Origin of the sequence: Allorhizobium sp. NPDC080224 (genome assembly GCF_050281005.1) — a bacterium.
Lineage (GTDB): Bacteria > Pseudomonadota > Alphaproteobacteria > Rhizobiales > Rhizobiaceae > Allorhizobium.
The window spans coordinates 3,605,078-3,625,443 of record NZ_JBNNWJ010000001.1 but is presented as its reverse complement, the minus strand read 5'-3'; the positions used below and the strand labels follow the sequence as shown (position 1 = coordinate 3,625,443).

At 61.2% G+C, this 20,366-nt stretch carries 19 protein-coding genes; 9 read left to right on the top strand and 10 right to left on the bottom strand.

Annotation, left to right across the window (positions count from 1 at the left end; translation table 11 throughout):
• Positions 1 to 2 precede the first annotated feature (2 nt).
• Both ACQKP1_RS17825 and ACQKP1_RS17820 read right to left on the bottom strand, forming a co-directional pair.
• Positions 3 to 1,511 (bottom strand): alpha-N-arabinofuranosidase, encoded by a 1,509-nt coding sequence (locus tag ACQKP1_RS17825; RefSeq protein WP_427276273.1) that lies wholly within the window; start codon positions 1,509 to 1,511, stop codon positions 3 to 5.
• Positions 1,512 to 1,624: 113 nt separating this feature from the next.
• Positions 1,625 to 2,545: an ArsR/SmtB family transcription factor gene (locus tag ACQKP1_RS17820; protein ID WP_427276272.1), complete on the bottom strand. Its 921-nt coding sequence runs from the start codon at positions 2,543 to 2,545 to the stop codon at positions 1,625 to 1,627.
• A 244-nt stretch (positions 2,546 to 2,789) separates the two neighbouring features.
• Here ACQKP1_RS17820 and ACQKP1_RS17815 point away from each other — a divergent pair, with 244 nt between their 5' ends.
• From ACQKP1_RS17815 to ACQKP1_RS17805, 3 genes are read left to right on the top strand one after another with little or no spacing between them, the layout of a single operon-like run.
• Complete coding sequence (locus ACQKP1_RS17815; RefSeq protein ID WP_427276271.1) at positions 2,790 to 3,851, top strand: Rieske 2Fe-2S domain-containing protein; 1,062 nt, start codon at positions 2,790 to 2,792, stop codon at positions 3,849 to 3,851.
• A 4-nt stretch (positions 3,852 to 3,855) separates the two neighbouring features.
• Positions 3,856 to 4,599, top strand: coding sequence for a GntR family transcriptional regulator (locus ACQKP1_RS17810; protein ID WP_427276270.1), 744 nt, complete (start codon positions 3,856 to 3,858; stop codon positions 4,597 to 4,599).
• A 32-nt stretch (positions 4,600 to 4,631) separates the two neighbouring features.
• Positions 4,632 to 5,615, top strand: coding sequence for a PDR/VanB family oxidoreductase (locus ACQKP1_RS17805; protein WP_427276269.1), 984 nt, complete (start codon positions 4,632 to 4,634; stop codon positions 5,613 to 5,615).
• A 13-nt stretch (positions 5,616 to 5,628) separates the two neighbouring features.
• On the opposite strand, the gene ACQKP1_RS17800 is transcribed toward ACQKP1_RS17805, so the two are convergent.
• The gene (locus tag ACQKP1_RS17800; protein ID WP_427276268.1) at positions 5,629 to 6,645 is read right to left on the bottom strand and encodes a LacI family DNA-binding transcriptional regulator; all 1,017 of its coding nucleotides are present in this window, start codon (positions 6,643 to 6,645) and stop codon (positions 5,629 to 5,631) included.
• A gap of 133 nt (positions 6,646 to 6,778) precedes the next feature.
• On the opposite strand from ACQKP1_RS17800, the gene ACQKP1_RS17795 reads away from it, so the two are divergent.
• From ACQKP1_RS17795 to ACQKP1_RS17770, 6 genes are all read left to right on the top strand, one after another.
• The gene (locus tag ACQKP1_RS17795; RefSeq protein ID WP_427276267.1) at positions 6,779 to 7,822 is read left to right on the top strand and encodes a Gfo/Idh/MocA family protein; all 1,044 of its coding nucleotides are present in this window, start codon (positions 6,779 to 6,781) and stop codon (positions 7,820 to 7,822) included.
• Positions 7,823 to 7,826: 4 nt separating this feature from the next.
• Positions 7,827 to 8,729, top strand: a complete 903-nt coding sequence (locus tag ACQKP1_RS17790) for a sugar phosphate isomerase/epimerase family protein (protein ID WP_427276266.1) — start codon at positions 7,827 to 7,829, stop codon at positions 8,727 to 8,729.
• Between the two features lie 63 nt (positions 8,730 to 8,792).
• A complete protein-coding gene (locus ACQKP1_RS17785) occupies positions 8,793 to 10,025 on the top strand; it encodes an ABC transporter substrate-binding protein (RefSeq protein ID WP_427276265.1) in 1,233 nt (410 codons plus the stop codon).
• Positions 10,026 to 10,145: 120 nt separating this feature from the next.
• Complete coding sequence (locus ACQKP1_RS17780; RefSeq protein WP_203017997.1) at positions 10,146 to 11,048, top strand: carbohydrate ABC transporter permease; 903 nt, start codon at positions 10,146 to 10,148, stop codon at positions 11,046 to 11,048.
• The gene (locus ACQKP1_RS17775) at positions 11,045 to 11,872 is read left to right on the top strand and encodes a carbohydrate ABC transporter permease (RefSeq protein WP_203017996.1); all 828 of its coding nucleotides are present in this window, start codon (positions 11,045 to 11,047) and stop codon (positions 11,870 to 11,872) included. Before ACQKP1_RS17780 ends, ACQKP1_RS17775 begins: the two co-directional genes overlap by 4 nt.
• Positions 11,869 to 12,948, top strand: a complete 1,080-nt coding sequence (locus tag ACQKP1_RS17770; RefSeq protein ID WP_427276264.1) for an ABC transporter ATP-binding protein — start codon at positions 11,869 to 11,871, stop codon at positions 12,946 to 12,948. Before ACQKP1_RS17775 ends, ACQKP1_RS17770 begins: the two co-directional genes overlap by 4 nt.
• A gap of 14 nt (positions 12,949 to 12,962) precedes the next feature.
• Here ACQKP1_RS17770 and glnT read toward each other — a convergent pair whose 3' ends face one another.
• The 7 genes from glnT to dctP form a co-directional block, all read right to left on the bottom strand.
• Positions 12,963 to 14,270, bottom strand: a complete 1,308-nt coding sequence (glnT, locus tag ACQKP1_RS17765) for a type III glutamate--ammonia ligase (RefSeq protein ID WP_427276263.1) — start codon at positions 14,268 to 14,270, stop codon at positions 12,963 to 12,965.
• Between the two features lie 85 nt (positions 14,271 to 14,355).
• Positions 14,356 to 15,684 (bottom strand): FMN-binding glutamate synthase family protein, encoded by a 1,329-nt coding sequence (locus ACQKP1_RS17760; RefSeq protein ID WP_427276262.1) that lies wholly within the window; start codon positions 15,682 to 15,684, stop codon positions 14,356 to 14,358.
• A 14-nt stretch (positions 15,685 to 15,698) separates the two neighbouring features.
• Positions 15,699 to 16,385, bottom strand: a complete 687-nt coding sequence (locus ACQKP1_RS17755; protein WP_427276261.1) for a protein GlxC — start codon at positions 16,383 to 16,385, stop codon at positions 15,699 to 15,701.
• A 28-nt stretch (positions 16,386 to 16,413) separates the two neighbouring features.
• Entirely contained in the window at positions 16,414 to 17,319 is a 906-nt protein-coding gene (locus ACQKP1_RS17750) for a class II glutamine amidotransferase (RefSeq protein WP_203017991.1), read from the bottom strand.
• A gap of 89 nt (positions 17,320 to 17,408) precedes the next feature.
• On the bottom strand, positions 17,409 to 18,068 hold the full coding sequence (locus tag ACQKP1_RS17745; protein WP_427276260.1) for a helix-turn-helix domain-containing protein: 660 nt from the start codon (positions 18,066 to 18,068) through the stop codon (positions 17,409 to 17,411).
• 81 nt (positions 18,069 to 18,149) lie between these two features.
• Positions 18,150 to 19,196, bottom strand: a complete 1,047-nt coding sequence (locus ACQKP1_RS17740; RefSeq protein WP_427276259.1) for a YeiH family protein — start codon at positions 19,194 to 19,196, stop codon at positions 18,150 to 18,152.
• A 100-nt stretch (positions 19,197 to 19,296) separates the two neighbouring features.
• Positions 19,297 to 20,352, bottom strand: a complete 1,056-nt coding sequence (dctP, locus tag ACQKP1_RS17735; protein WP_427276258.1) for a TRAP transporter substrate-binding protein DctP — start codon at positions 20,350 to 20,352, stop codon at positions 19,297 to 19,299.
• Positions 20,353 to 20,366 lie beyond the last annotated feature (14 nt).

Sequence of the window (20,366 nt, the reverse complement as noted above, 5' to 3'; positions counted from 1 at the left end):
GGTTACTGACCCAGCCGGATCATCCGGTAGCTGAGCGGCGCGATCTCTCCCGTGAGGCGTCCGCTTTTGATGGTTGCTCCATCGCCATCTACCGGAGCGACGGTCTGCTGCTCTGGACCGTTGACCGCCTTCAGCGCATGTCCTGCGATGACCTTGTCCATGATCACCTTCCGGTCGCCGAAGCCTTCGAGCGCGACATCGAGAGCGATGGCGTCGGTCTCGTGGCGGTTGACGATGAAGAGGGTCAGCGCGCCATCGGTGTCGCTTTCGACAGCCGAGACGTCGAGATAGGGAACGGCCTCGGCAAAGTCGGTTGCGTATGTCGGGCAGTCGATCGACAGCTGGTAGGAGGTGCCGCGGCCGTAGCGCGAGGCAAACAGATAGGGGTAGTAGGTCGTCTGGCGCCAGGCAGGGCCACCGGGCACGGTCATGATCGGGGCAATCACATTGACCAGCTGGGCCAGGCAGCCGACCTTCACCACGTCTGCGCGGCGAATGAAGGTGTTGAGGATGCAGCCAACCTGCAAAACGTCCTCGAAATTGTAGATGTCTTCGAGCAGCTCAGGCGCATGCGGCCAGCCATCGCGGCCTTCGAGAACCTTCCGGTCAGCCTCGTTGGAATGATACCAAACGTTCCACTCGTCGAAGCTGATATAGACATCCTTCTTCGAGCGCTTCTTGGCCTTGGTCACCTTGATCACGGAAGCGATGGTCTCGATGTAGTCGTCAAGGCGGGCGTTCTGCGCCAGATAGGCGGCGGTGTCGCCGGCATGGTTCTCGAAATACATGTGCAGGCTGATGTAGTCGACGCTGTCATAGGTGTAGTCGAGCACGGTCGCCTCCCAGGCCGGATAGGTCGGCATCTTCGGGGAAGAGGAGCCGCAGACGACGAGCTCGATCGACCTGTCGAAAGCGCGCATGGCCTTGGCGGTCTCGAAGGCGACCCGACCATATTCTTCGGCCGTCTTCTGGCCGATCTGCCAGGGGCCGTCCATCTCGTTGCCGAGGCACCACAGCTTGACGTTCCATGGCTCTTCGCGACCGTTCTTACGGCGCAGATCCGACCAGTAGCTGCCGCCGGGGTGGTTCACGTATTCGAGGAAGGCACGGGCTTCGTCGAGGCCACGCGAGCCGAGATTGACGGCAAGCATCATCTCGGTATTGGCGGCCTTGGCCCAGTCGGCAAATTCGTGAATGCCAACCTGGTTGGATTCCAAGGTGTGCCAGGCGAGGTCGAGGCGAACAGGGCGTTCTTCCTTCGGTCCGATGCCGTCTTCCCAGTTATAGGCCGAGACGAAGTTGCCGCCGGGATAGCGTACGACGGGCACATCCAGCTCACGCACCAGATCGATCACGTCCTGACGCATACCGTTTTCGTCGGCGGTCGGATGATCGGGCTCATAGATGCCGGTGTAGACCGCGCGACCGAGATGCTCAACGAAGGAGCCATACAGACGTGGATCGATCGTGCTGATCTTGTAATCGCGGTGAACGGTGCCGACAGCCCGCATGTGCATTTCCTCCAAATATATCCGTTTTTCGGATATCTATCATAATTGAGGATATGATACACGGGATGGACCGGAGGTCAATCCGGCAAAATCGACGGGAAAATCAATTGTGATCAGGTCTTGATGCGCAGGACGATGTCTTGGTCGTAATTGCCGAATCCGCGGCCGAAGATATTGATTCCGCCTGGATGTTCAGCCGTTTCCGGCACTTCGATACGAACGCGGATCGAGCGGTGGTCGAGCAATTCGAGATCGCCGAGTGTCGTCTCGGAGACCCGCATGCCATCGATGAAGGTGCCGTTGTCCGTCACCCGGAAGCTCTTCAGAACGCCATATTGGCTGCCACGCAGCTTCCACCAATCCGGTGTGAACTTGCCGCGCCGATCGCCGAAATCGCCGGGTGAGGTCCAGGTCGCGACCGCCTTGCCATTGATCGAGATGGTGATGTCGGACGGCCAGTTTTCGGAGGTGCCAGGCACTTCCGAGGAGAGTTCCATGAGCAGTTCCAGTTCCCGGATTGGGGCGCCCTTGATCCTGGCATTGTTGGGAAACTGGTAGTCGACATAGCCCCTTGTGAACCAGAGCAGGCCGGCTTTCATCCGGTCCGGAGAGAGGAAGGTGTCGGGGCTATCAAGATAACCAATGATCGCGTCTGGACCGCACATGCCGCAGGGGGCGTAGATGTCGTAGCCGCTGTAAAGGCCGACCGGCATGGAGACTTCGATTGCCTCGTCTGTCGCTTCATTCGGGCGCGTGAACGTCAGGACGATCTCGTCGTGAACGGCATGGCAGATCTTCTGGCTACCCTTGCGTGCCTTCTGAACCTCGGTGCGGATGAGGCCCGCGTTCTCCATCTGGTTAAGATGTGTGGATGTCGTGGATTGCGGGAGTTCCAGCACCTCGGCAATCTCGTTGACGTTCAGAGGCCCCCTGGCGTGAAGCAGTTCCAGGATCGCCAACCGTGCAGGCGCGGCGAGGCTCTTGAGGACATCCTTGCCGTCCTCCGGCGTGATCATCAGAAAACGGCTGCTCAAATCGGGTCTCCCTGCATTTCTCAATGCGTATCAGAAATGCTGATGAAAACAAGTCGGGAAGAGCGCCTCGGGTGGTTGTTGAGGATGATGTCGTTGTCTTTGAGCCTGGTTTCCGGCCTTAGGGCGTGTATACATCTGAGGCTTGGGCGGTGAGATTTTTCGCTCACAAGCGGTCTGTACGTAGCTGTTGTTGACATGCTGTATACAGTGTGGCTCTCTATGGCTCGATAGAGGAGGAGCTGTCATGTCCAAACCCACCTTTCCGCTGAATGCCTGGTATGCTGCGGCCTATGATGTCGAATTGAAGCGTCAGCTTTTGCCGCGGACGATCTGCAACAAGCCCGTCGTCCTGTATCGCAAGGAAAATGGCATGCCTGTCGCGCTCGCCGATGCCTGTTGGCACAGGCTCGTGCCGCTGTCGCTCGGGCGGCTCGAGGGTGATAATGTCATCTGTGGCTATCACGGTCTCGAATTCGATGAGACGGGGCGCTGTGTATACATGCCGTCGCAGGACACGATCAATCCGTCGGCCTGTGTGAAGTCCTATCCGATCGCCGAGAAGCATCGCTTCATCTGGATCTGGCCGGGCGATCCGGCGCTGGCCGATCCCGCACTCATCCCCGACATGCACTGGAATCAGGATCCCGACTGGGCTGCCGATGGCAAGCTCATCGAGGTGAAGTGCGATTATCGTCTTGTCGTCGACAATCTGATGGATCTCACCCACGAGACCTTCGTACACGGCTCGTCGATCGGCAATCGCGCCGTCGCCGAGGCGCCGTTCGAGGCAAGTCATTCTGATCGCTTTGCCTATATCACCCGCTGGATGGAAGACATCGACCCGCCGCCGTTTTGGCGCAAGCAGTTTGGTCGCCCGGGCAAGGTTGATCGCTGGCAGATCATCCGCTTCGAGGCACCTTGCACGGTCACCATCGACGTCGGCGTTGCCGAAGCGGGAACCGGCGCCAAGCAGGGTGATCGCTCCAAGGGTGTGAATGGTTATGTGCTCAACACGATCACGCCGTCGACGGACAAGACCTGTCTCTATTTCTGGGCCTTTGCGCGCAACTACGACCTTGGCAATCAGGCGCGCACACATGAGCTGCGCGAAGGCGTCGCCGGTGTCTTCCGTGAGGACGAAGAGGTGCTCGAGGCCCAGCAGCGGGCGATCGATGCGAATCCCGATCACCAGTTCTACAACCTCAACATCGATGCCGGATCGATGTGGGCGCGCAAGCTGATCGACCGTATGATCGATGCCGAGACGAAGCCGCAGGCCGGGCCTCATGCGGTGGCTGCGGAGTGATGGCATGACGGCTGATAACGAACGCGCTCCGAAACAGCAGACGGCAAAGGCACTGCTCGGACTGCGAGATCTCATCCTGACGGCTGAGATCGAGCCGGGCGAGCGGCTGTCGGAAGTCGCTCTTGCAGAGCGTCTTTCGGTATCGCGCACGCCGCTTCGTGCCGCCTTGCAGCGGCTCGAACAGGAGGGTCTGGTCGCGCTCATTCCGTCCGGCGGTTACGCCGTGCGTTCGTTCAGCCGGCAGGAGGTGATCGATGCCATCGAGTTGCGGGGTGTGCTGGAAGGCACCGCCGCGCGGCTTGCTGCCGAACGCGGTGCGACACCGGTCCGGATGAAGGCCATTCGCGACGTGGTCGCGCAACTCGATGAGGTGCTGCTGGTCGATGCGTCTGCTATGGATTTCGAGCGCTACGAAGCCCTGAATGGCAAGTTTCACCGCCTGCTCTGGGATCTCGCGGGAAGCGAAGTTCTGCGTCGCGAGATCGAGCGGATGACGAGCCTGCCCTTTGCGAGCCCGAATGCCTTCGTCAACACGGAGTCCGATGCGCCGGCCTTTTACAGGACACTCGTCGTCGCACAGGCGCAGCACAAGGCAATCGTATCGGCCATCGAATTGCGGGAGGGCGCGCGCGCCGAGGCGCTGGCGCGGGAGCATGCCCGGCTTGCCCGTCAAAACCTCGACTTCGTGCTGGAGGAGCAGCCCGATCTGCGCCGCAAGGTTCTGGCGCTTGCCCTGATGGCGGGCTGAGCGGTCGACAATAGATTATCTGGGAGGATTTCATGCGTTCCAAGCTGGAATGGCGTGCAGCGCGCGTCGTATCGATCGAAACCCCGGCAGAGGATGTCCGGGCCGTGACATTCGCGGTGGAAGGGCTGCGGCAGGCGTTTGATCCGGGCTCGCATACCAATATCAAGGTTGTCATCCGGGGCGAGCCGGCGATCCGGACCTACACGGTGCTGCCGAGTGCGTCGGGCACGCTGAAGATCGCGGTCAAGCTGCATCCCAACAGTCGGGGTGGCTCAGCCTTCGTCTGGAACATGGCTGTCGGTGACGAGACCGAGATGACCGAGCCGGAGAACCGTTTCGAACTCTCCTGGCGAGCGTCGCGTTATCTGCTGATTGCCGGCGGTATCGGGATCACGCCGATCTATGGCATGGCAAAGGCGCTCATCGCGCGCGGTCATTCCGTGCGGCTGCTTTATGGCGCGAAGAGCCGGGCGCAGATGGCTTTTGTCGACGAGCTGCAGGCTTTGCTGGGAGATGGTCTCGAGACCTTCGTGCAGGACGAGGGGCGGGCGTTCGATCTTGCGGCCGAAATTGCCGCCCTTCCAGTGGACGGCGAGGCCTATATCTGCGGCCCGCATGGGCTTCTGGAAGCGGCGCGCAATACCTGGCGCGAGAGCGGCCGGTCTATGAGCCGGCTGCGCTTCGAGGTTTTCGGCGACAGCGGGCGTTTTGCCGAGCAGCCTTTCTCGGTCACCGTTCCGCAATATGGCCGAACCGTCGAGGTGCGTGCGGACCAGACCATGCTCGATGCGCTGATGGAGGCGGGCATCGACATGGTCTATGACTGTCGCCGCGGTGAATGTGGATTGTGTGCGGTCAGCATCGTCGACGCATCCACGCCGATCGATCATCGTGACGTGTTCTTTTCCCCTGAAGAGCGGCATGAAGGCGAAAAGATGTGTGCCTGTGTCTCGCGTGCCGTGGGTGGAAGCGTGACAATCGACACCGGTTATCGGCAGGAGGCATTGCGGGCTTGAGCCCGCAGTGGCATCAGTCGCTCTCACCCTCGATCAGGATCATCGGCCACAGGCGCCTGCGCACGGCATCCGGATAGTGATGTGCAAAGTCCGGCATGGTGGCGAGCAGGCTTTCGGCGAGCGCGATGCCGAGCGCCCTCAAGTCCGGCCGAAAGCAGGTGAGAACCGGGTTCAGGAACTGCGCCTGCGGGCTGTATTGCCCGATGACCGCGATATCCTTGCCGGGCTTCAATCCTACCTCCTGCAGGCCGCGATAGAAGCCTACCACGGTCGCCTCGTTGAGGAGGATGATCGCTGTGGGACGGTCGCGTGATTTCATCACCTGCTGGGCGACGTGATAGCCGCCCGGCTCGTTCGGGCCTGAGCGATAGACATGCGCCGGGTCAAGCTCCAGGCCGTGGCGGGCGAGCACGACGCGGCAGTGGTTCTCGAAGACATGGCCGAGGTTGATGTCGCCATGCGGGCGGCTGATGGCAATTCGCGTGTGGCCGCGCGCCACCAGACGTTCGACCGCGTCTTCCGCCATGCCTTCGAAATCCAGATCGTACCAGGGCTGGCCAACATCGGTCTGGCTTCGGCCAAGCGTGATGAAGGGGATCTTCGTCTTATGCAGGAGTTCGAAGCGCGGATCTTGATAGCGTGTGGCCGACAGGATGATGCCGTCGGCGAAGCCGCGCGCGACGATGCGCTTCAGGTAAGCGTCCGGATCTTCCTCCGATGAGCAGAGCAGGGCGACGAGGTCGAGCTTGTGGCGGGCAAGCACAGTCTGCATGCCGTCGAAGACGCGCATGAAGAAGGTATCCCCCTGACCGGTAATGTCATGGCCGGTCTGCATCATGAAGCCGATGATGCCGGTGGCGCCCTTGCGCAGCGAGCGGCCGGCCTGATTGGCCACGTAACCCAGCTTCTCGGCGGCTTCCAGCACGCGTCGGCGTGTCTCTTCGTTGACGTCGGGCTTGCCGTTCAGCGCACGCGACACCGTCCCGATCGAGATGTCGAGATGTTCGGCCAACTCGCGAATGCCTGTCATTTGCCCTCCCCAAACGATGGTCCGTAATCGTTTACGAAAAACTATTGACACATGCGAAGTCTCGTTCATAGTGTCGTAAACGTTTACGGGGTGTGCGGAAGAGGAGTTCCGCTCATCCTTTGGGAGGATATCAGTGACATCAAGAGCCGTTTTGTGCGGGTGCGGAGCTATGGCCAAAGGCTGGCTTCGAGCGCTTCAGTCTGCTTCCGATCTGAGCGGAGAAGTCGAGATCGTCGGGCTCGTCGACCTTGATCTGACGACGGCAAAGTCGCTCGCGGCTGAATTCGCGCTGGACGACGTTAACATCGGTACGGATCTTGCGTCGGTGATCGAAACGACGCGGGCGAATATGGTGTTCGATGTCGTGGTGCCATCCGCGCGCTTCAACGTCGTCTCCACAGCGCTCAATCTCGGCTGCCATGTGCTGTCGGAAAAGCCGCTCGCCACGTCCATGGATGAGGCCAAGGCGCTGCTTGCGCTCGCTGCCGAGACTGGCCGAGTGCATGCCGTGGTGCAAAACCGCCGTTTTATTTCCGGTGTCCGCCGCCTGCGCCGCGCCGTCGAGGACGGCTTGATCGGGGAGCTCTCCGGTATCCATTGCGACTTCTTCCTGGGTCCGCATTTCGGCGGCTTTCGAGAAGAAATGGACAATGTCTTGCTCCTCGACATGGCGATCCACACGTTCGATGCCGCCCGCTTCGTCTCCGGCAAGCAGCCGCTTTCGGTCTATTGCGTGGAGAGCAATCCGTCCGGCTCCTGGTATGCCCATGGCGCGTCGGCGAACGCGATTTTCAAGCTCTCAGGCGATGCTGTCTTCACCTATCGCGGCTCCTGGTGCGCCGAGGGGAGGCGCACCAGCTGGGAGAGCGCTTGGAGGCTGGTAGGCTCCAAGGGCATGATCACATGGGACGGCGAGGAGAGCTTTGAGGCCACGGTCGCCGGGAACGAGCCGGGGCTGTTGCGCGGCCAGCAGGTGGTCCCGGTGCCGTCGGCGCCCAATGAGGATGAGACCCACGGACATCAGAGCGTACTCGCCGAATTTATTGACGCGGTGAAGTCCGGGCGGAAGCCCGAGACGGTGAGCGACGACAACATCAAGAGCCTTTCCATGGTTCTTGGCGCGATCGAAAGCGCCCGAACCGGACTTCCCGTCAGCATTTCAGTCGAAGGACATTAAGCCCGTGAGCAATCCCGCAAATTCCATCCGTATCGGAACCATGGTCAGCGCCAGCGGCGGCAAGGCGGCCGAGAGGATCGGCCAGATCGCCGACATGGGCTTCGAAAGCTTCGAGCCTTTCTTCTGGCAGACCACCAACGGCCAGGATCTCGCGGATCTCGGCAAGCGCTGCGTCGAGGCGATCGGTGACCGCGACATCACCATCTCGACGCTCGGCATGTTCGGCAATCCGCTGGAAGAGACCGACATGGACCTTCAGACCCTGCAGGGCTGGAAGGACTGCATCGACAATGCCCATCATTTCGGCGCGAGCTGCGTTGCGGGGTTCACGGGGCGCGTTCGTAATAAGCCACTTACAGACAGCTTGCCGCGGTATCGCGAGATCTGGAGCGAACTTGCCAAGCGGGCAGCCGACAAGGGCGTGAAGATTGCCTTTGAAAACTGCGCCATGGATGGCAACTGGCAGACCGGCGACTGGAACATCGCGCACAATCCGGATGCCTGGGAGCTGATCTTCAACGAGACACCGGACGAGCATATCGGGCTCGAATGGGAGCCCTGCCACCAGATGGTCTATCTCATCGACCCGATCCCGCAGATTCGCAAATGGGCGCACAAGTTCTTCCACGTGCATGGCAAGGACGCGACCATCCGCTGGGACGTGATCCGCGAGCATGGCGTCTTCGGCAAACATCCTTTCGTCTTCATGCGCACGCCGGGCTTCGGCGACACCAACTGGACCGATGTGATTTCCGAGCTTCGGCTCGCCGGCTGGTCTGGTTCGATCGATATCGAGGGCTGGCATGACCCGGTCTATCGCGATGCGCTGGAAATGACCGGCCAGGTGCATGGCCTGAATTACCTGAAGAATTGCCGGGGCGGGGACTTCGTCATCGATCCGGTGTGAGCTTTCGGAAATATGGGTCTTGTGGAGGACAAGACCCATGCAGAAACCCAAGAGGAGGAAACCATGGGTATTCGCAAGCATATCGTCTTCGGCGCCTGGGCGCTGGCCAGTGTCTCCCTGTTCGGGCTTCCCGCCCAGGCAGAGGATGTGAAGATCACCGTCTGGTCGCTCGACCGCGATATCCAGCCGGCACCCAACCTGATCAAGGACTTCAACGCACTCGGCAACGGCATCACGGTCGAGTATCGCCAGATCCAGTTCGACGACGTCGTCAGCGAGGCGATGCGCGCCTATTCGACCGGCCAGGCGCCCGACATCATCGCGATCGACAACCCCGAGCATGCGCTTTTTGCATCCCGCGGCGCGTTTCTCGATCTCACGGACCGGATCGCAGCATCAAAGGTCGTGAAGCCCGAGAACTACTATCCCGGTCCGCTGAAGTCGGTCATGTGGGACGAGAAGTATTTCGGCATCCCCAAGGCGACCAACACGATTGCGCTCTACTACAACAAGGACATGTTCCGGGAAAAAGGCCTTGATCCGGACAAGCCGCCGCAGACCTGGGCGGAACTGGTGGAGGCCGCGCGCAAGCTCACCGATCCCTCCAAGAATGTCTATGGTCTGACTTTCTCCGCCAAGGCCAATGAAGAGGGGACCTTCCAGTTCCTGCCCTGGGCCCAGATGGGCGGTGGCGGTTACGACAAGATCAATGCCGAAGGTGCGGTGAAGGCGCTCGAAACCTGGAAAACCATCATCGACGAGAGGCTCGCTTCTCCCGACACGCTCACGCGCAGCCAGTGGGATTCGACCGGCACCTTCAATTCCGGCAATGCCGGGATGGCAATCTCCGGTCCCTGGGAACTCGACCGGATGCTGAAAGAAGCCAAGTTCGACTGGGGCGTAGCACTTCTGCCGGTGCCGGAAGAGGGTGCTCAGCGCTCGTCGGCTATGGGCGACTTCAACTGGGCGATCTTCTCCAACACGGAACATCCCGACGAAGCCTTCAAGGTGCTCGAATACTTCGTCTCGCAGGACGACCGCATGTTCAAGGACTTCGGACAGCTGCCGCCGCGGTCCGACATCACCATCCCGCCGACTGGCGAGGCGCTCAAGGATGCTGGCCTGAAGGTCTTCATTGAGCAGCTGCAATATGCCCAGCCGCGCGGACCGCATCCTGAGTGGCCGAAGATCTCGAAGGCGGTGCAGGATGCCATCCAGGCAGCCCTGACGGGCCAGATGTCGCCCAAGGAAGCGCTCGACCAGGCGGCCGAGAAAATCAGCGCCGTGCTTGGCTGATCACTCGGCAGGCGCCGCGACTGCTGCGCCTGCCCTTCAGACCCTCCCGGAAGGCCGTCCCTCGTTTTCGATCGGGGGGCGGCCAGACCGGACGAGCATTAAGGCAGTGCGGAGACATCCATGCGCAAGATCCTGACCAGCCTGACGGACGGACGAGGCTTCGATATCGGCCTGGTAACCCTGCCGCTCGGCTTCCTATTCCTGCTGTCCGGCCTGCCGCTCATCTACAATGTGCTGATGAGCTTCCAGGAAGTCGACATGTTCTCGCTGGGTAGTTTCATGCGGCCGTTCGTCGGCTTCAAGAATTACCAGACGCTGTTCTCGCAACCCGAAACATGGCCGATCCTCGGCAATACCGCTCTTTTCGTCGTCGCGTCGATTGTCGGCCAGTTCGTCATCGGTTTCTCGCTGGCTCTGTTTTTCTGGGTCAACTTTCCGGGGGCATCCTGGCTCCGCGGTCTCTTCCTCGTGTCCTGGGTGATGCCGGGTCTCGTCGTCGGCGCGATCTGGAACTGGATCCTGTCCGGTGATTTCGGTGTGCTGAACTACATGCTGCGCGAGACCGGCATCATATCCAGCAATATTTTCTGGCGCTCGGATCCCAATTTCTCGCTCTGGGCGGTGATCATCGCCAATATCTGGCTCGGCACCTCCTTCAACATGATCCTGCTTTCCGTCGGCCTCTCCGGCATCCCCAAGGATCTCTACGAGGCTGCAGAGCTGGATGGCGCCAATGTCTGGCAGCGCTTCTGGACGATCACCCTTCCCATGATGCGCTCGACCATCGGCGCGATCATTTCGCTCGGACTGATCTTCACGCTGCAGCAGTTCGACCTGTTTGCCGCCATCACCTCCGGCGGACCCAACAACTCGTCCAATGTCACGCAATACTGGGCCTGGGACCTGTCTTTCCGGCAATACGACTTCGCGCAGGGGGCGACGATCTCCGTCATCATGATCGTCTTCGTGATGTTCGCGTCTGTCGTCTATGTGCGGTCAACACGACACGAGGTGCGCGGATGAGCGAGACCACTCGAAACCGGCTGATGCTGGCGATTGCGCTCGTGCTCGCCGCCATCTACCTCTTCCCGCTCTACTGGATGTATATCACCACCTTGAAAAGCGGCTCGGCGATGTTTGCCACGCCGCCCAGTTTCTGGCCGTCCGATCCGCAATGGTCGACCTATGCCTATGTCTGGGAGAGCCGCAATCTCGCCCGCTACATGTGGAATTCGCTCGTCATTGCCGTTGGCGCCGTAGCGCTGATCACGGTGCTCGGCACGGGATGTGCCTATGTGCTCGCCCGCTATCGCAACCGCTGGATCGATGTCGGGCTCTTCCTGATCCTCATGCTGCAGGTCCTGCCAGCTTCACTGATGATCACGCCGATCTTCGTCGGTTTCTCGCAGCTCGGAATGCTCGACTATCCCAGACTGTCGGTCATCATCGCGATTGCCGCCAAGAGCATGCCGTTCTTCGTGGTACTCGTCAGGGCCACATTCATGAGCGTGCCGATGGAGCTGGAGGAAGCAGCGCTCGTCGACGGCAATTCGCGGATCGGGGCCTTTTTCAACATCGTGCTGCCGCTTGCCCGCAACGGCATACTGGTCGCAGCCATCCTGATCTTCATGCAGGCCTTCGGCGAATTCGTCTATTCGAAGTCGATGATCCAGAACGCTGACCTGCAGCCGGCAAGCGTGGGGCTCAATTCCTTCATGGGGCCGAACACCAACGAGTGGAACAACATCATGGCTTTTGCCGCGATCTATGTGACGCCGATCCTGGCGGCCTTCGTCCTTCTGCAGCGCCGGATCGTCTCCGGGCTCACGTCTGGAGCTCTCAAATGACCCATCAGATCGAACTGTCCGGCGTCAACAAATACTACGGTGCCTATCACGCGTTGCGCGACATCGACCTGAAGATCAAGAAGGGTTCCTTCGTGGCTCTGGTCGGGCCATCCGGTTGCGGCAAGTCGACCTTGCTGCGGTCGCTGGCCGGGCTCGAAAGCATCTCGGCGGGTGACCTGATCATTGCTGGCGAGAAGATGAATGGCGTCCCGCCACGCAAGCGCGACCTTGCCATGGTCTTCCAGTCCTACGCGCTCTATCCGCATATGACGGTCGAGCAGAACCTCACCTATTCGCTGCGCATCCGGGGCGTGAAGAAAGCGGAAGCCAAAAAGGCTGCGGAAGAAGTGGCGGCAACGACGGGCTTGTCCAATCTGCTGCATCGCTATCCGCGCGAACTCTCCGGCGGTCAGCGCCAGCGCGTGGCGATGAGCCGGGCGATCATCCGGCATCCCAAGGCGTTTCTATTCGATGAGCCGCTCTCCAATCTCGACGCAGCACTTCGCGTGCATATGCGAAAGGAGATCCGCTCGCTGCATGACCGGCTGGGCGCAACCTCCGTCTATGTCACCCATGACCAGATCGAGGCGATGACCATGGCCGATCATGTCGTCGTCATGCGGCAAGGCGTAATCGAGCAGCAGGGCGCGCCGCTCGAGCTCTATGACCGTCCGGTCAACAAGTTCGTTGCAGGCTTCATCGGGTCGCCCGCCATGAATTTCATTCCGGCAACGGTGGGGACTGATGGCAAGTCGTTGGTGCTCGATCTCGGCAGCCCGCAAACCATCGCCCTCGATCGACCTGTTCCTGCGGCCTCCAATCTGACCGTCGGGCTGCGGCCCGAGCATCTGCGGCTCGTGCCGGATGAAGAAGCAAAAATCCGCCTGCCGGTCGGTGTCGTCGAGAGCACGGGGTCGATGACCTACATCACCTCGGCCAGCCAGCCGGAGATCAACGTGGTCGTTTCCGAGCGGCAGTCGCTGAGACATGGAGAGATGGTATCGCTCGGCTTCGATCCGGCGCATCTGCATCTCTTCGATGCAGACAGCGAACAGCGGATCGAGATCGCGAGCTGACCAAACGGAAGGCGTCAGATGTCCAGTGTCATCTGGCGTTCCCAGGCCGTGAAGTGGCCGCAATAGCTGTTCCACTCATCGTGCTTGAGCTTGATGTAGGCGTCTGAGAAATCCGATCCGAGAGCGGCTTTCAGGACTTCATCCTGTTCGAAGGCGCGCAGCGCGTCGAGGAGGTTCAGCGGCAGCCGGGGCGCATCCTTCACTGTGTGGCCGTCGCGGTACATGTCGATGTCGTGATGCGGGCCGGGATCGGCATTGCTCTTCAGGCCGCTCAAGCCTGCCGCGATGATGATCGCCTGCAACAGGTAGGGGTTCACGGCGCCATCGGGAAGGCGGAGTTCGAAGCGGCCGGGGCCGGGCACGCGGACCATATGGGTGCGGTTGTTGCCGGTCCAGGTGACCGTGTTCGGTGCCCAGGTGGCGCCGGAGACAGTGCGTGGGGCGTTGATGCGCTTGTAGGAATTGACCGTCGGGTTGGTGATCGCGGCGAGTGCCGAGGCGTGCTTCATGATGCCGCCGAGGAAGGTCTTGCCCTTCGTCGAGAGGCCGAAGGGCATGTCCTTGTCGGCAAAAGCGTTGACCTTGCCATCGATATCCCAGACCGAGATATGCGCATGGCAGCCGTTGCCGGTGAGCCCCTTGAAGGGTTTCGGCATGAAGGTGGCGCGCAGTCCGTGTTTTTCGGCGACTGACTTCACCATGAACTTGAAGAAGGAATGTTTGTCGGCGGTAACAAGGGCATCGTCGAATTCCCAGTTCATCTCGAACTGGCCGTTCGCGTCCTCATGGTCGTTCTGGTAGGGCTTCCAGCCGAGTGCCAGCATGTGGTCGCAGATCTCGGCGATCACGTCGTAGCGGCGCATCAGCGCCTGCTGGTCGTAGCAGGGCTTTTCCGCTGTGTCGTACTGGTCAGAGATCGCCTCGCCGTCAGCCGAGATAAGGAAGAATTCCGCTTCGACGCCGGTCTTGACGCGCAGGCCATGCTCCGCGGCCTCTGCCACCAGTTTCTTCAGAACGACACGGGGGGCCTGGGCGACAGGCTGGTCGTCCATCATGCAGTCGGCGGCCACCCAGGCGACCTCAGGCTTCCACGGGAGTTGGATGACCGAGGAGGCGTCAGGGATGGCGAAGAGGTCGGGATGGGCGGGCGTCAGGTCGAGCCAGGTGGCAAAGCCGGCAAAGCCCGCGCCGTCCTTCTGCATCTCGGCGATCGCCTGAGACGGGACCAGCTTGGCACGCTGGGCGCCGAAGAGGTCCGTGTAGCTGATCATGAAATATTTGATGCCTCGCTCCTTCGCGAAGCCTGCCAGATCCTGTGTCACGTCGTTCCCCTGTTTTTATGGATTGAGACACATGTGTTGAAAAAGAATGGCCGCATCCGTGGGATCAGATGCGGCCATTTTAACGTTAGAAACCTCCCTTGCCGGGATACCAGCTGGTGCCGGCAAGAGGCACCTGCGCCATGGCGGCGGCCTCCATCGTTAGTGCGCAGAGATCTTCCGGCTCCAGGTTGGTGAGCTTGTTCTTGCCGCAGGCGCGGGCAATGGTCTGCGCCTCCAGCGTCATGACCTTGAGATAGTTGGCGAGCCTGCGACCGGCGGCGACCGGGTCGAGGCGGGCGGCAAGCTCGGGATCCTGCGTGGTGATGCCGGCGGGGTCCTTGCCCTCGTGCCAGTCGTCATAGGCCCCGGCTGTGGTGCCAAGCTTCTGGTATTCCTCTTCCCATTTCGGATCATTATCGCCGATGGCAACGAGGGCTGCCGTGCCGATCGAGACGACGTCGGCGCCGAGCGCCAGAGCTTTGGCCACATCGGCTCCCGAGCGGATGCCGCCCGAGATCACCAGCTGCACCTTGCGATGCATGCCGAGGTCCTGCAGGGCCTGGACGGCCGGACGGATGCAGGCGAGCGTCGGCATGCCCACATTCTCGATGAACACGTCCTGGGTGGCCGCCGTTCCACCCTGCATGCCGTCGAGCACGACGACATCGGCGCCGGCCTTCACGGCAAGAGCGGTGTCATAATAGGGACGGGCGCCGCCGACTTTCACGTAGATCGGCTTTTCCCAGTCAGTAATTTCGCGCAGTTCGAGGATCTTGATCTCGAGATCATCGGGACCGGTCCAGTCGGGGTGGCGGCAGGCGGAGCGCTGGTCGATGCCCATCGGCAGATTGCGCATCTGGGCGACGCGGTCGGAGATCTTCTGGCCAAGCAACATGCCGCCGCCGCCGGGCTTTGCACCCTGACCGACCACGATCTCGATCGCGTCGGCGCGGCGCAGATCCTTCGGGTTCATGCCGTAGCGGGAGGGAAGATACTGGTAGACGAGTTTTTCCGAATGGCCGCGTTCCTCATCGGTCATGCCGCCGTCGCCTGTCGTGGTTGAGGTGCCTGCGAGTGTTGCGCCGCGACCAAGCGCTTCCTTGGCGTTGCCCGACAGCGCGCCGAAGCTCATGCCGGCGATGGTGATCGGGATCTTCAGCTCGATCGGCTTCTTGGCAAAGCGGGTGCCAAGGACCACCGAGGTGTCGCATTTCTCGCGATAGCCTTCGAGCGGATAGCGGGAGATCGACGCACCGAGGAAGAGCAGGTCGTCGAAATGCGGGACCTTGCGCTTCGTGCCGCCGCCGCGGATGTCGTAGATGCCAGTGGCTGCTGCGCGGCGGATTTCGGCGAGCGTATGATCATCGAAGGTGGCGGACTTGCGCGGCGGGGTGAAGGGGTTGTGGTAGCTCATGGCCTGTCCTCGCCTTAGTACGCGTCGGCATTGTCGATATTGAAATTGTAGAGCTTGCGGGCCGAACCATAGCGCTTGAACTCCTCGGGCTTGGCATGCGTCACGCCGGCCTTGGCCAGCAGCTCGGCGAGCTTTTCGAGATGTTCCGAGCGCATTTCCTTTTCAATGCAATCCGCGCCGAGGCTCTTCACCGAGCCGCGCACGAAAAGCTTCGCTTCGTAGATGCTGTCGCCCAGGGCCTCACCCGCATCGCCACAGACCACGAGATGGCCTGATTGCCCCATGAAAGCCGACATGTGGCCGATCGAGCCGTGCACGACGATGTCGATGCCCTTCATCGAAATACCGCAGCGGGACGCGGCGTTGCCCTTGATGACGAGCAGGCCGCCTCGACCGGTGGCGCCGGCATATTGCGATGCGTCGCCCTCGATCACCACCGTGCCGGACATCATGTTTTCGGCCACACCGGGACCGGCAGAACCACGGATGGTGACGGTGCCGCCGTCATTCATGCCTGCGCAGTAATAGCCCACCGATCCCTTCACCTCGACGGTGACGGGCGCATCGATGCCGACGGCGACAGCATGATGGCCACGCGGGTTCACCACTTCGAACAGTGTGTCGTTTGCGCCGGTGCCGAGATTGTGCAGCGCGCTGTTCAGTTCTCGAAGTGGGGTGTGGGAGAGGTCGAAGACGGGCATCGGCAAGCTTTCTCGAAAGGGAGAGGTTTCAGGCGGCCTTTTCGTGGTCCCAGAAATAAACGGTCGCCGGCTCCGGCTCCCAGACCCGGGCGGTCTCGATACCGGGCAGGTTGACCAGCGCGCGGTATTCGGAGCCAAAGGCGACATACTGGTCGGTTTCCGCCATGACGGCTGGCTTGCAGGCGATCGGGTCGCGCACCACGCCGAAGCCGGTCTTGGTCCCGACGACGAAGGTGAAGAATCCGTCGAGATCGTCGAGCGCGCCGGTCAGCGCTTGCCCCAGATCCTTGCCCTTGGCCATTTCCGCCGTGAGATAGGCGGCGGCGACTTCCGAGTCGTTCTGGGTCTCGAAGGCCATGCCTTCGCGGATGAGTTCACGGCGCAGGTTGTTGTGGTTTGACAGCGAGCCATTGTGCACGAGGCACTGGTCGGCACCTGTCGAAAAGGGGTGAGCGCCGAGCGTGGTGACTGCGCTCTCGGTCGCCATGCGGGTATGGCCGATACCGTGGGTGCCGCCCATGGCGCGGACGCCGAAGCGCTGGACGACGTCCTTGGGAAGACCGACTTCCTTGAAGATTTCGACGCTTTCCCCGGAGCCCATGATGCGGACATTGGGGCGGATTTCGGCAAGGGCTGCCCGGATCTCGGGCAGCTTGCTCGCAGCGATCGAGATGACCGCATGGGTACTCTTCAATTCGATTTCGGAGTCTATGCCTGCTTTAGCCAGATCTTCCGCGAGACCTGTAAAATCACTTTCCGGGTCGGCCGACTGGATGGTGACCTTGGCGGTCTTGCCGTCGACGCCGCCATAGATGGCGATGCCGGCCGAGTCCGGTCCTCGGTCGGTCATGGTGATCAGCATGTCGGAGAGAAGATCGCCGAGCCGGGGCTCCAGCGCCTTGTCCTTGAGAAACAGACCGACAATTCCGCACATGGCCACGCCCTCCAATGTCTCTGGAGAAAGGGCTAGCAGCGGCATCCAAGAAAATCAATCAAAAGGAATAAAGTTTTCTTGGTGGGCAACTATCGACGTTGGGGATAGGAGATGATCGAGATGTATCGTGCGGGCAGGCTTACGAGTTCTTCAGGGCCATGTGGTGCATCGGCGTCAAAGAAGAGACTATCGCCAGCTTGCATCCGGTAGAGGCTGTCCCCATGGCGATAGACTACTTCGCCCTCCAGCATGTAGAGAAATTCCATGCCCTCATGCTGGAATGTCGGGAATATGTCGGACTCGGCGTTCAGTGTGATCAGATAGGGCTCGACGACGACGCCGGAGGTGTTGTTTTCGATGTGGCCTAGCAGGCTGTAGTGATGTCCGGCGCGGGTTCCACGGCGCTCCAAGTTCACGCCTTCGCCTGCCTTGACGAAGCTCGCCGACTTCGGCTCCTCGAAGCCCTTGAAGAAGGCTGTGATCGGCATGCCCAGTGCCTTCGACAGCGCCTGAAGCGTGGTCAGAGAAGGCGAGATATTGCCGTTCTCGATTTTCGAGAGCATGCCGACCGACATGCCGGTGGCCGCAGCGAGATCGGCGACCGTTATGCCCAGCTTCTTGCGATAGGTGCGGACCTCATGGCCAATCGCCATTTCGAGATTGTTGGCGCGCGGTTCGCGCACGGCATGGGGATCCTGCATCAGCGCCGGCTTCGGGGTGCTCATCGCTGTCTTGGTTGTCTTCGCCATGGATCCTCCTCAAACGCTGCCGACGTCACTCGATGCTCTAGCGGATTCTGCGTCGCTGCCCAATGGGCGAAGAGCAGTCGGTCACAGTCCGACAAAGACCAGAACGGCAAGCACGATGGCCGCCAGGAAGACGGTGTCGGCAACCAGCAGGCCGATCGCCCGTCCGCCGATCTTGAAAACCTCGGGCAGGGAGGTCTTAACACCGACGGCGGCGATCGCCACGAGCAGGGCCCAACGCGACACCATGCCCGCCCAGTCGCCGACCATGGGTGGGATGGTGACGAGCGAGTTCAAAGCGGCGAGCAGCAGGAAGGCGACGACGAAGCCAGGCAGAAGGGGCGGGCGCTTGACGTCGCTTGAGACCGTGCGGCGGAAGGCGAGTGCGGCGACCAGCACGACGGGGGCCAGCATGGTCACTCGGATGAGCTTAACAAAGACGGCCGTTTCGCCTGCGGGCACGGAGACCGAGAAACCGGCGCCCGCGACTTGAGCGACGTCATGGATCGTCGATCCAAGGAAGATGCCGGTCTGGTGGTCGTCAAGGCCGGCAAGGCTTGCGAGGATCGGGTAGAAGATCATGGCGAGCGTCGACAGCATGGTGACGCCGATGACCGTGAAGACCATCTGCTGGTCGGCATCCTTACTGCGGTTTCCAAGGGTGGCAGAGATCGCAAGGGCTGCCGAGGCGCCGCAGATGGCGACCGCGCCGCCGGTGAGCACGCCGAACTGCGTGCCCTGTCCTGACAGGCGCGAGGCGAGGATGCCGAAGAGGATCGTGAGCAGAACTGCACCGACGATCATGGCGATCACGGCAGCACCCAGTTCGGCGAACATCGCCACACTGACCCTGAGGCCAAGCAGCGCGATCCCGAGCCGCAGCACCGTGCGCGAGGCGAAGTCGAGGCCGGCCGCGGTCTTCGGATCCTCGGCCAGGAAATGCAGCGCAAGCCCAATCAGGATCGCCAGCAGCATGGCCGGCGCGCCATAGTGTTCCGAGAGGAAGGCCGATGCCAGCGCGATCAACACCGTCACGGACAGACCGGGAAACAAGGCTTGCCAGCGCTTGCGGAGGGGCAAAGTGCGGCTGTCCCGCTCATGGTTGGGCGAGGCGGTGGACGGGTCTGGCATGGATCACCTCAGGTGGAGCGCCCTTTGACACGATGGCATCAAATGATGCGGGAGGGCGGTATGAAGGGATGCGCGGTCCTGCCGCGCATCCCTGATGTCATCAGTTCAGGTCGGCTGCGCGCTCGGCGTCAACCTTCTTCTGGGCATCGGCGACCGCTGCCGTGAACTGGTCAAACACTTCGGCACCGCCGGTGACATTCGCCTTGAACCAGTCGAAGACCGGCGACACAGCGTTCTTGAAGGCTTCCTTCTCGGCAGGCGTCGGCACGTAGATTTCGCCGCCGGCCTTAGCGAAGTCCTGATAGGCGGCGATTTCCTTGCGCTTCGGCGAGGCGAATGTCGCCTGCTGGAGGGCGGCGAAGCCATCAACGACGATCTGCTTCTGATCCGGCGTCAGGCCTGTGAAGCGGTCGTTCGACATCCACCAGAAGGCGCCCATGTAGCTGTGGCCATCGAGCGTCAGGTATTTGAGACCTGCATCCGGGAACTTCATGGACATGATGTCGGTAATGCCGTTGGCGGTACCTTCGACAACGCCGGTTTGCAGCGAGGTGAAGAGTTCCGGCCACGGGATCGGGGTCGGGGCTGCTCCCACGGCGGTCGCAACCTGCTGCGGCAGATCGGCCGGCACGGTGCGCATCTTCAGCCCTTTCAGATCCTCAGGCGACTTCACCGGCTGCTTGGTGTTGGCATAGTTGCGCCAGCCGCCGGTATTGCCGATGGTCATCAGGCGGATCTTGTTGTCGCTGTCTGCCAATGCCTTCTCGCGCAGCTTGCGGGTGAAGTCGCCGGTCAGCACGGTCTCTGCCACGCGGTCGTCGCTCATCAGGTAGGGCAGGTCGAGGACCTGGATATAGGGGAAGAGACCTGCCGCGCCGCCGGAGGTCGAGATGTATATGTCGAGCGAGCCGTCGGCGATGCCCTGGAGGCATTCCTCACCGGTGGCGCAGAGCTGGGTGCCGATGAAGAGTTCGACGGCGATCGCGCCGTTCGAGGCGTTCTCGACATAGTTCTTGAAGACGACGAGGCCGTCATAATCCTCGTCGTTTTCGTTGGAGTTGGCGGTGGCGCGCAGCGTGATGTCTGCTGCCTGCGCAACACCGGTGATGGTGAGTGCGCTGGCCAAAGCTAAGGTTTTCAACATGGACTTGAGCATTCTGGTTCCTCCCT

Excerpts from the sequence above, each read along its gene's own strand:
- ACQKP1_RS17825 (WP_427276273.1), bottom strand. The coding sequence starts at position 1,511 with ATGCGGGCTGTCGGCACCGTTCACCGCGATTACAAGATCAGCACGATC.
- ACQKP1_RS17815 (WP_427276271.1), top strand. The coding sequence starts at position 2,790 with ATGTCCAAACCCACCTTTCCGCTGAATGCCTGGTATGCTGCGGCCTAT.
- ACQKP1_RS17810 (WP_427276270.1), top strand. The coding sequence starts at position 3,856 with ATGACGGCTGATAACGAACGCGCTCCGAAACAGCAGACGGCAAAGGCA.
- ACQKP1_RS17805 (WP_427276269.1), top strand. The coding sequence starts at position 4,632 with ATGCGTTCCAAGCTGGAATGGCGTGCAGCGCGCGTCGTATCGATCGAA.
- ACQKP1_RS17800 (WP_427276268.1), bottom strand. The coding sequence starts at position 6,645 with ATGACAGGCATTCGCGAGTTGGCCGAACATCTCGACATCTCGATCGGG.
- ACQKP1_RS17785 (WP_427276265.1), top strand. The coding sequence starts at position 8,793 with ATGGGTATTCGCAAGCATATCGTCTTCGGCGCCTGGGCGCTGGCCAGT.
- ACQKP1_RS17780 (WP_203017997.1), top strand. The coding sequence starts at position 10,146 with ATGCGCAAGATCCTGACCAGCCTGACGGACGGACGAGGCTTCGATATC.
- ACQKP1_RS17775 (WP_203017996.1), top strand. The coding sequence starts at position 11,045 with ATGAGCGAGACCACTCGAAACCGGCTGATGCTGGCGATTGCGCTCGTG.
- ACQKP1_RS17770 (WP_427276264.1), top strand. The coding sequence starts at position 11,869 with ATGACCCATCAGATCGAACTGTCCGGCGTCAACAAATACTACGGTGCC.
- ACQKP1_RS17760 (WP_427276262.1), bottom strand. The coding sequence starts at position 15,684 with ATGAGCTACCACAACCCCTTCACCCCGCCGCGCAAGTCCGCCACCTTC.
- ACQKP1_RS17755 (WP_427276261.1), bottom strand. The coding sequence starts at position 16,385 with ATGCCCGTCTTCGACCTCTCCCACACCCCACTTCGAGAACTGAACAGC.
- ACQKP1_RS17750 (WP_203017991.1), bottom strand. The coding sequence starts at position 17,319 with ATGTGCGGAATTGTCGGTCTGTTTCTCAAGGACAAGGCGCTGGAGCCC.
- ACQKP1_RS17745 (WP_427276260.1), bottom strand. The coding sequence starts at position 18,068 with ATGGCGAAGACAACCAAGACAGCGATGAGCACCCCGAAGCCGGCGCTG.
- ACQKP1_RS17740 (WP_427276259.1), bottom strand. The coding sequence starts at position 19,196 with ATGCCAGACCCGTCCACCGCCTCGCCCAACCATGAGCGGGACAGCCGC.
- dctP (WP_427276258.1), bottom strand. The coding sequence starts at position 20,352 with ATGCTCAAGTCCATGTTGAAAACCTTAGCTTTGGCCAGCGCACTCACC.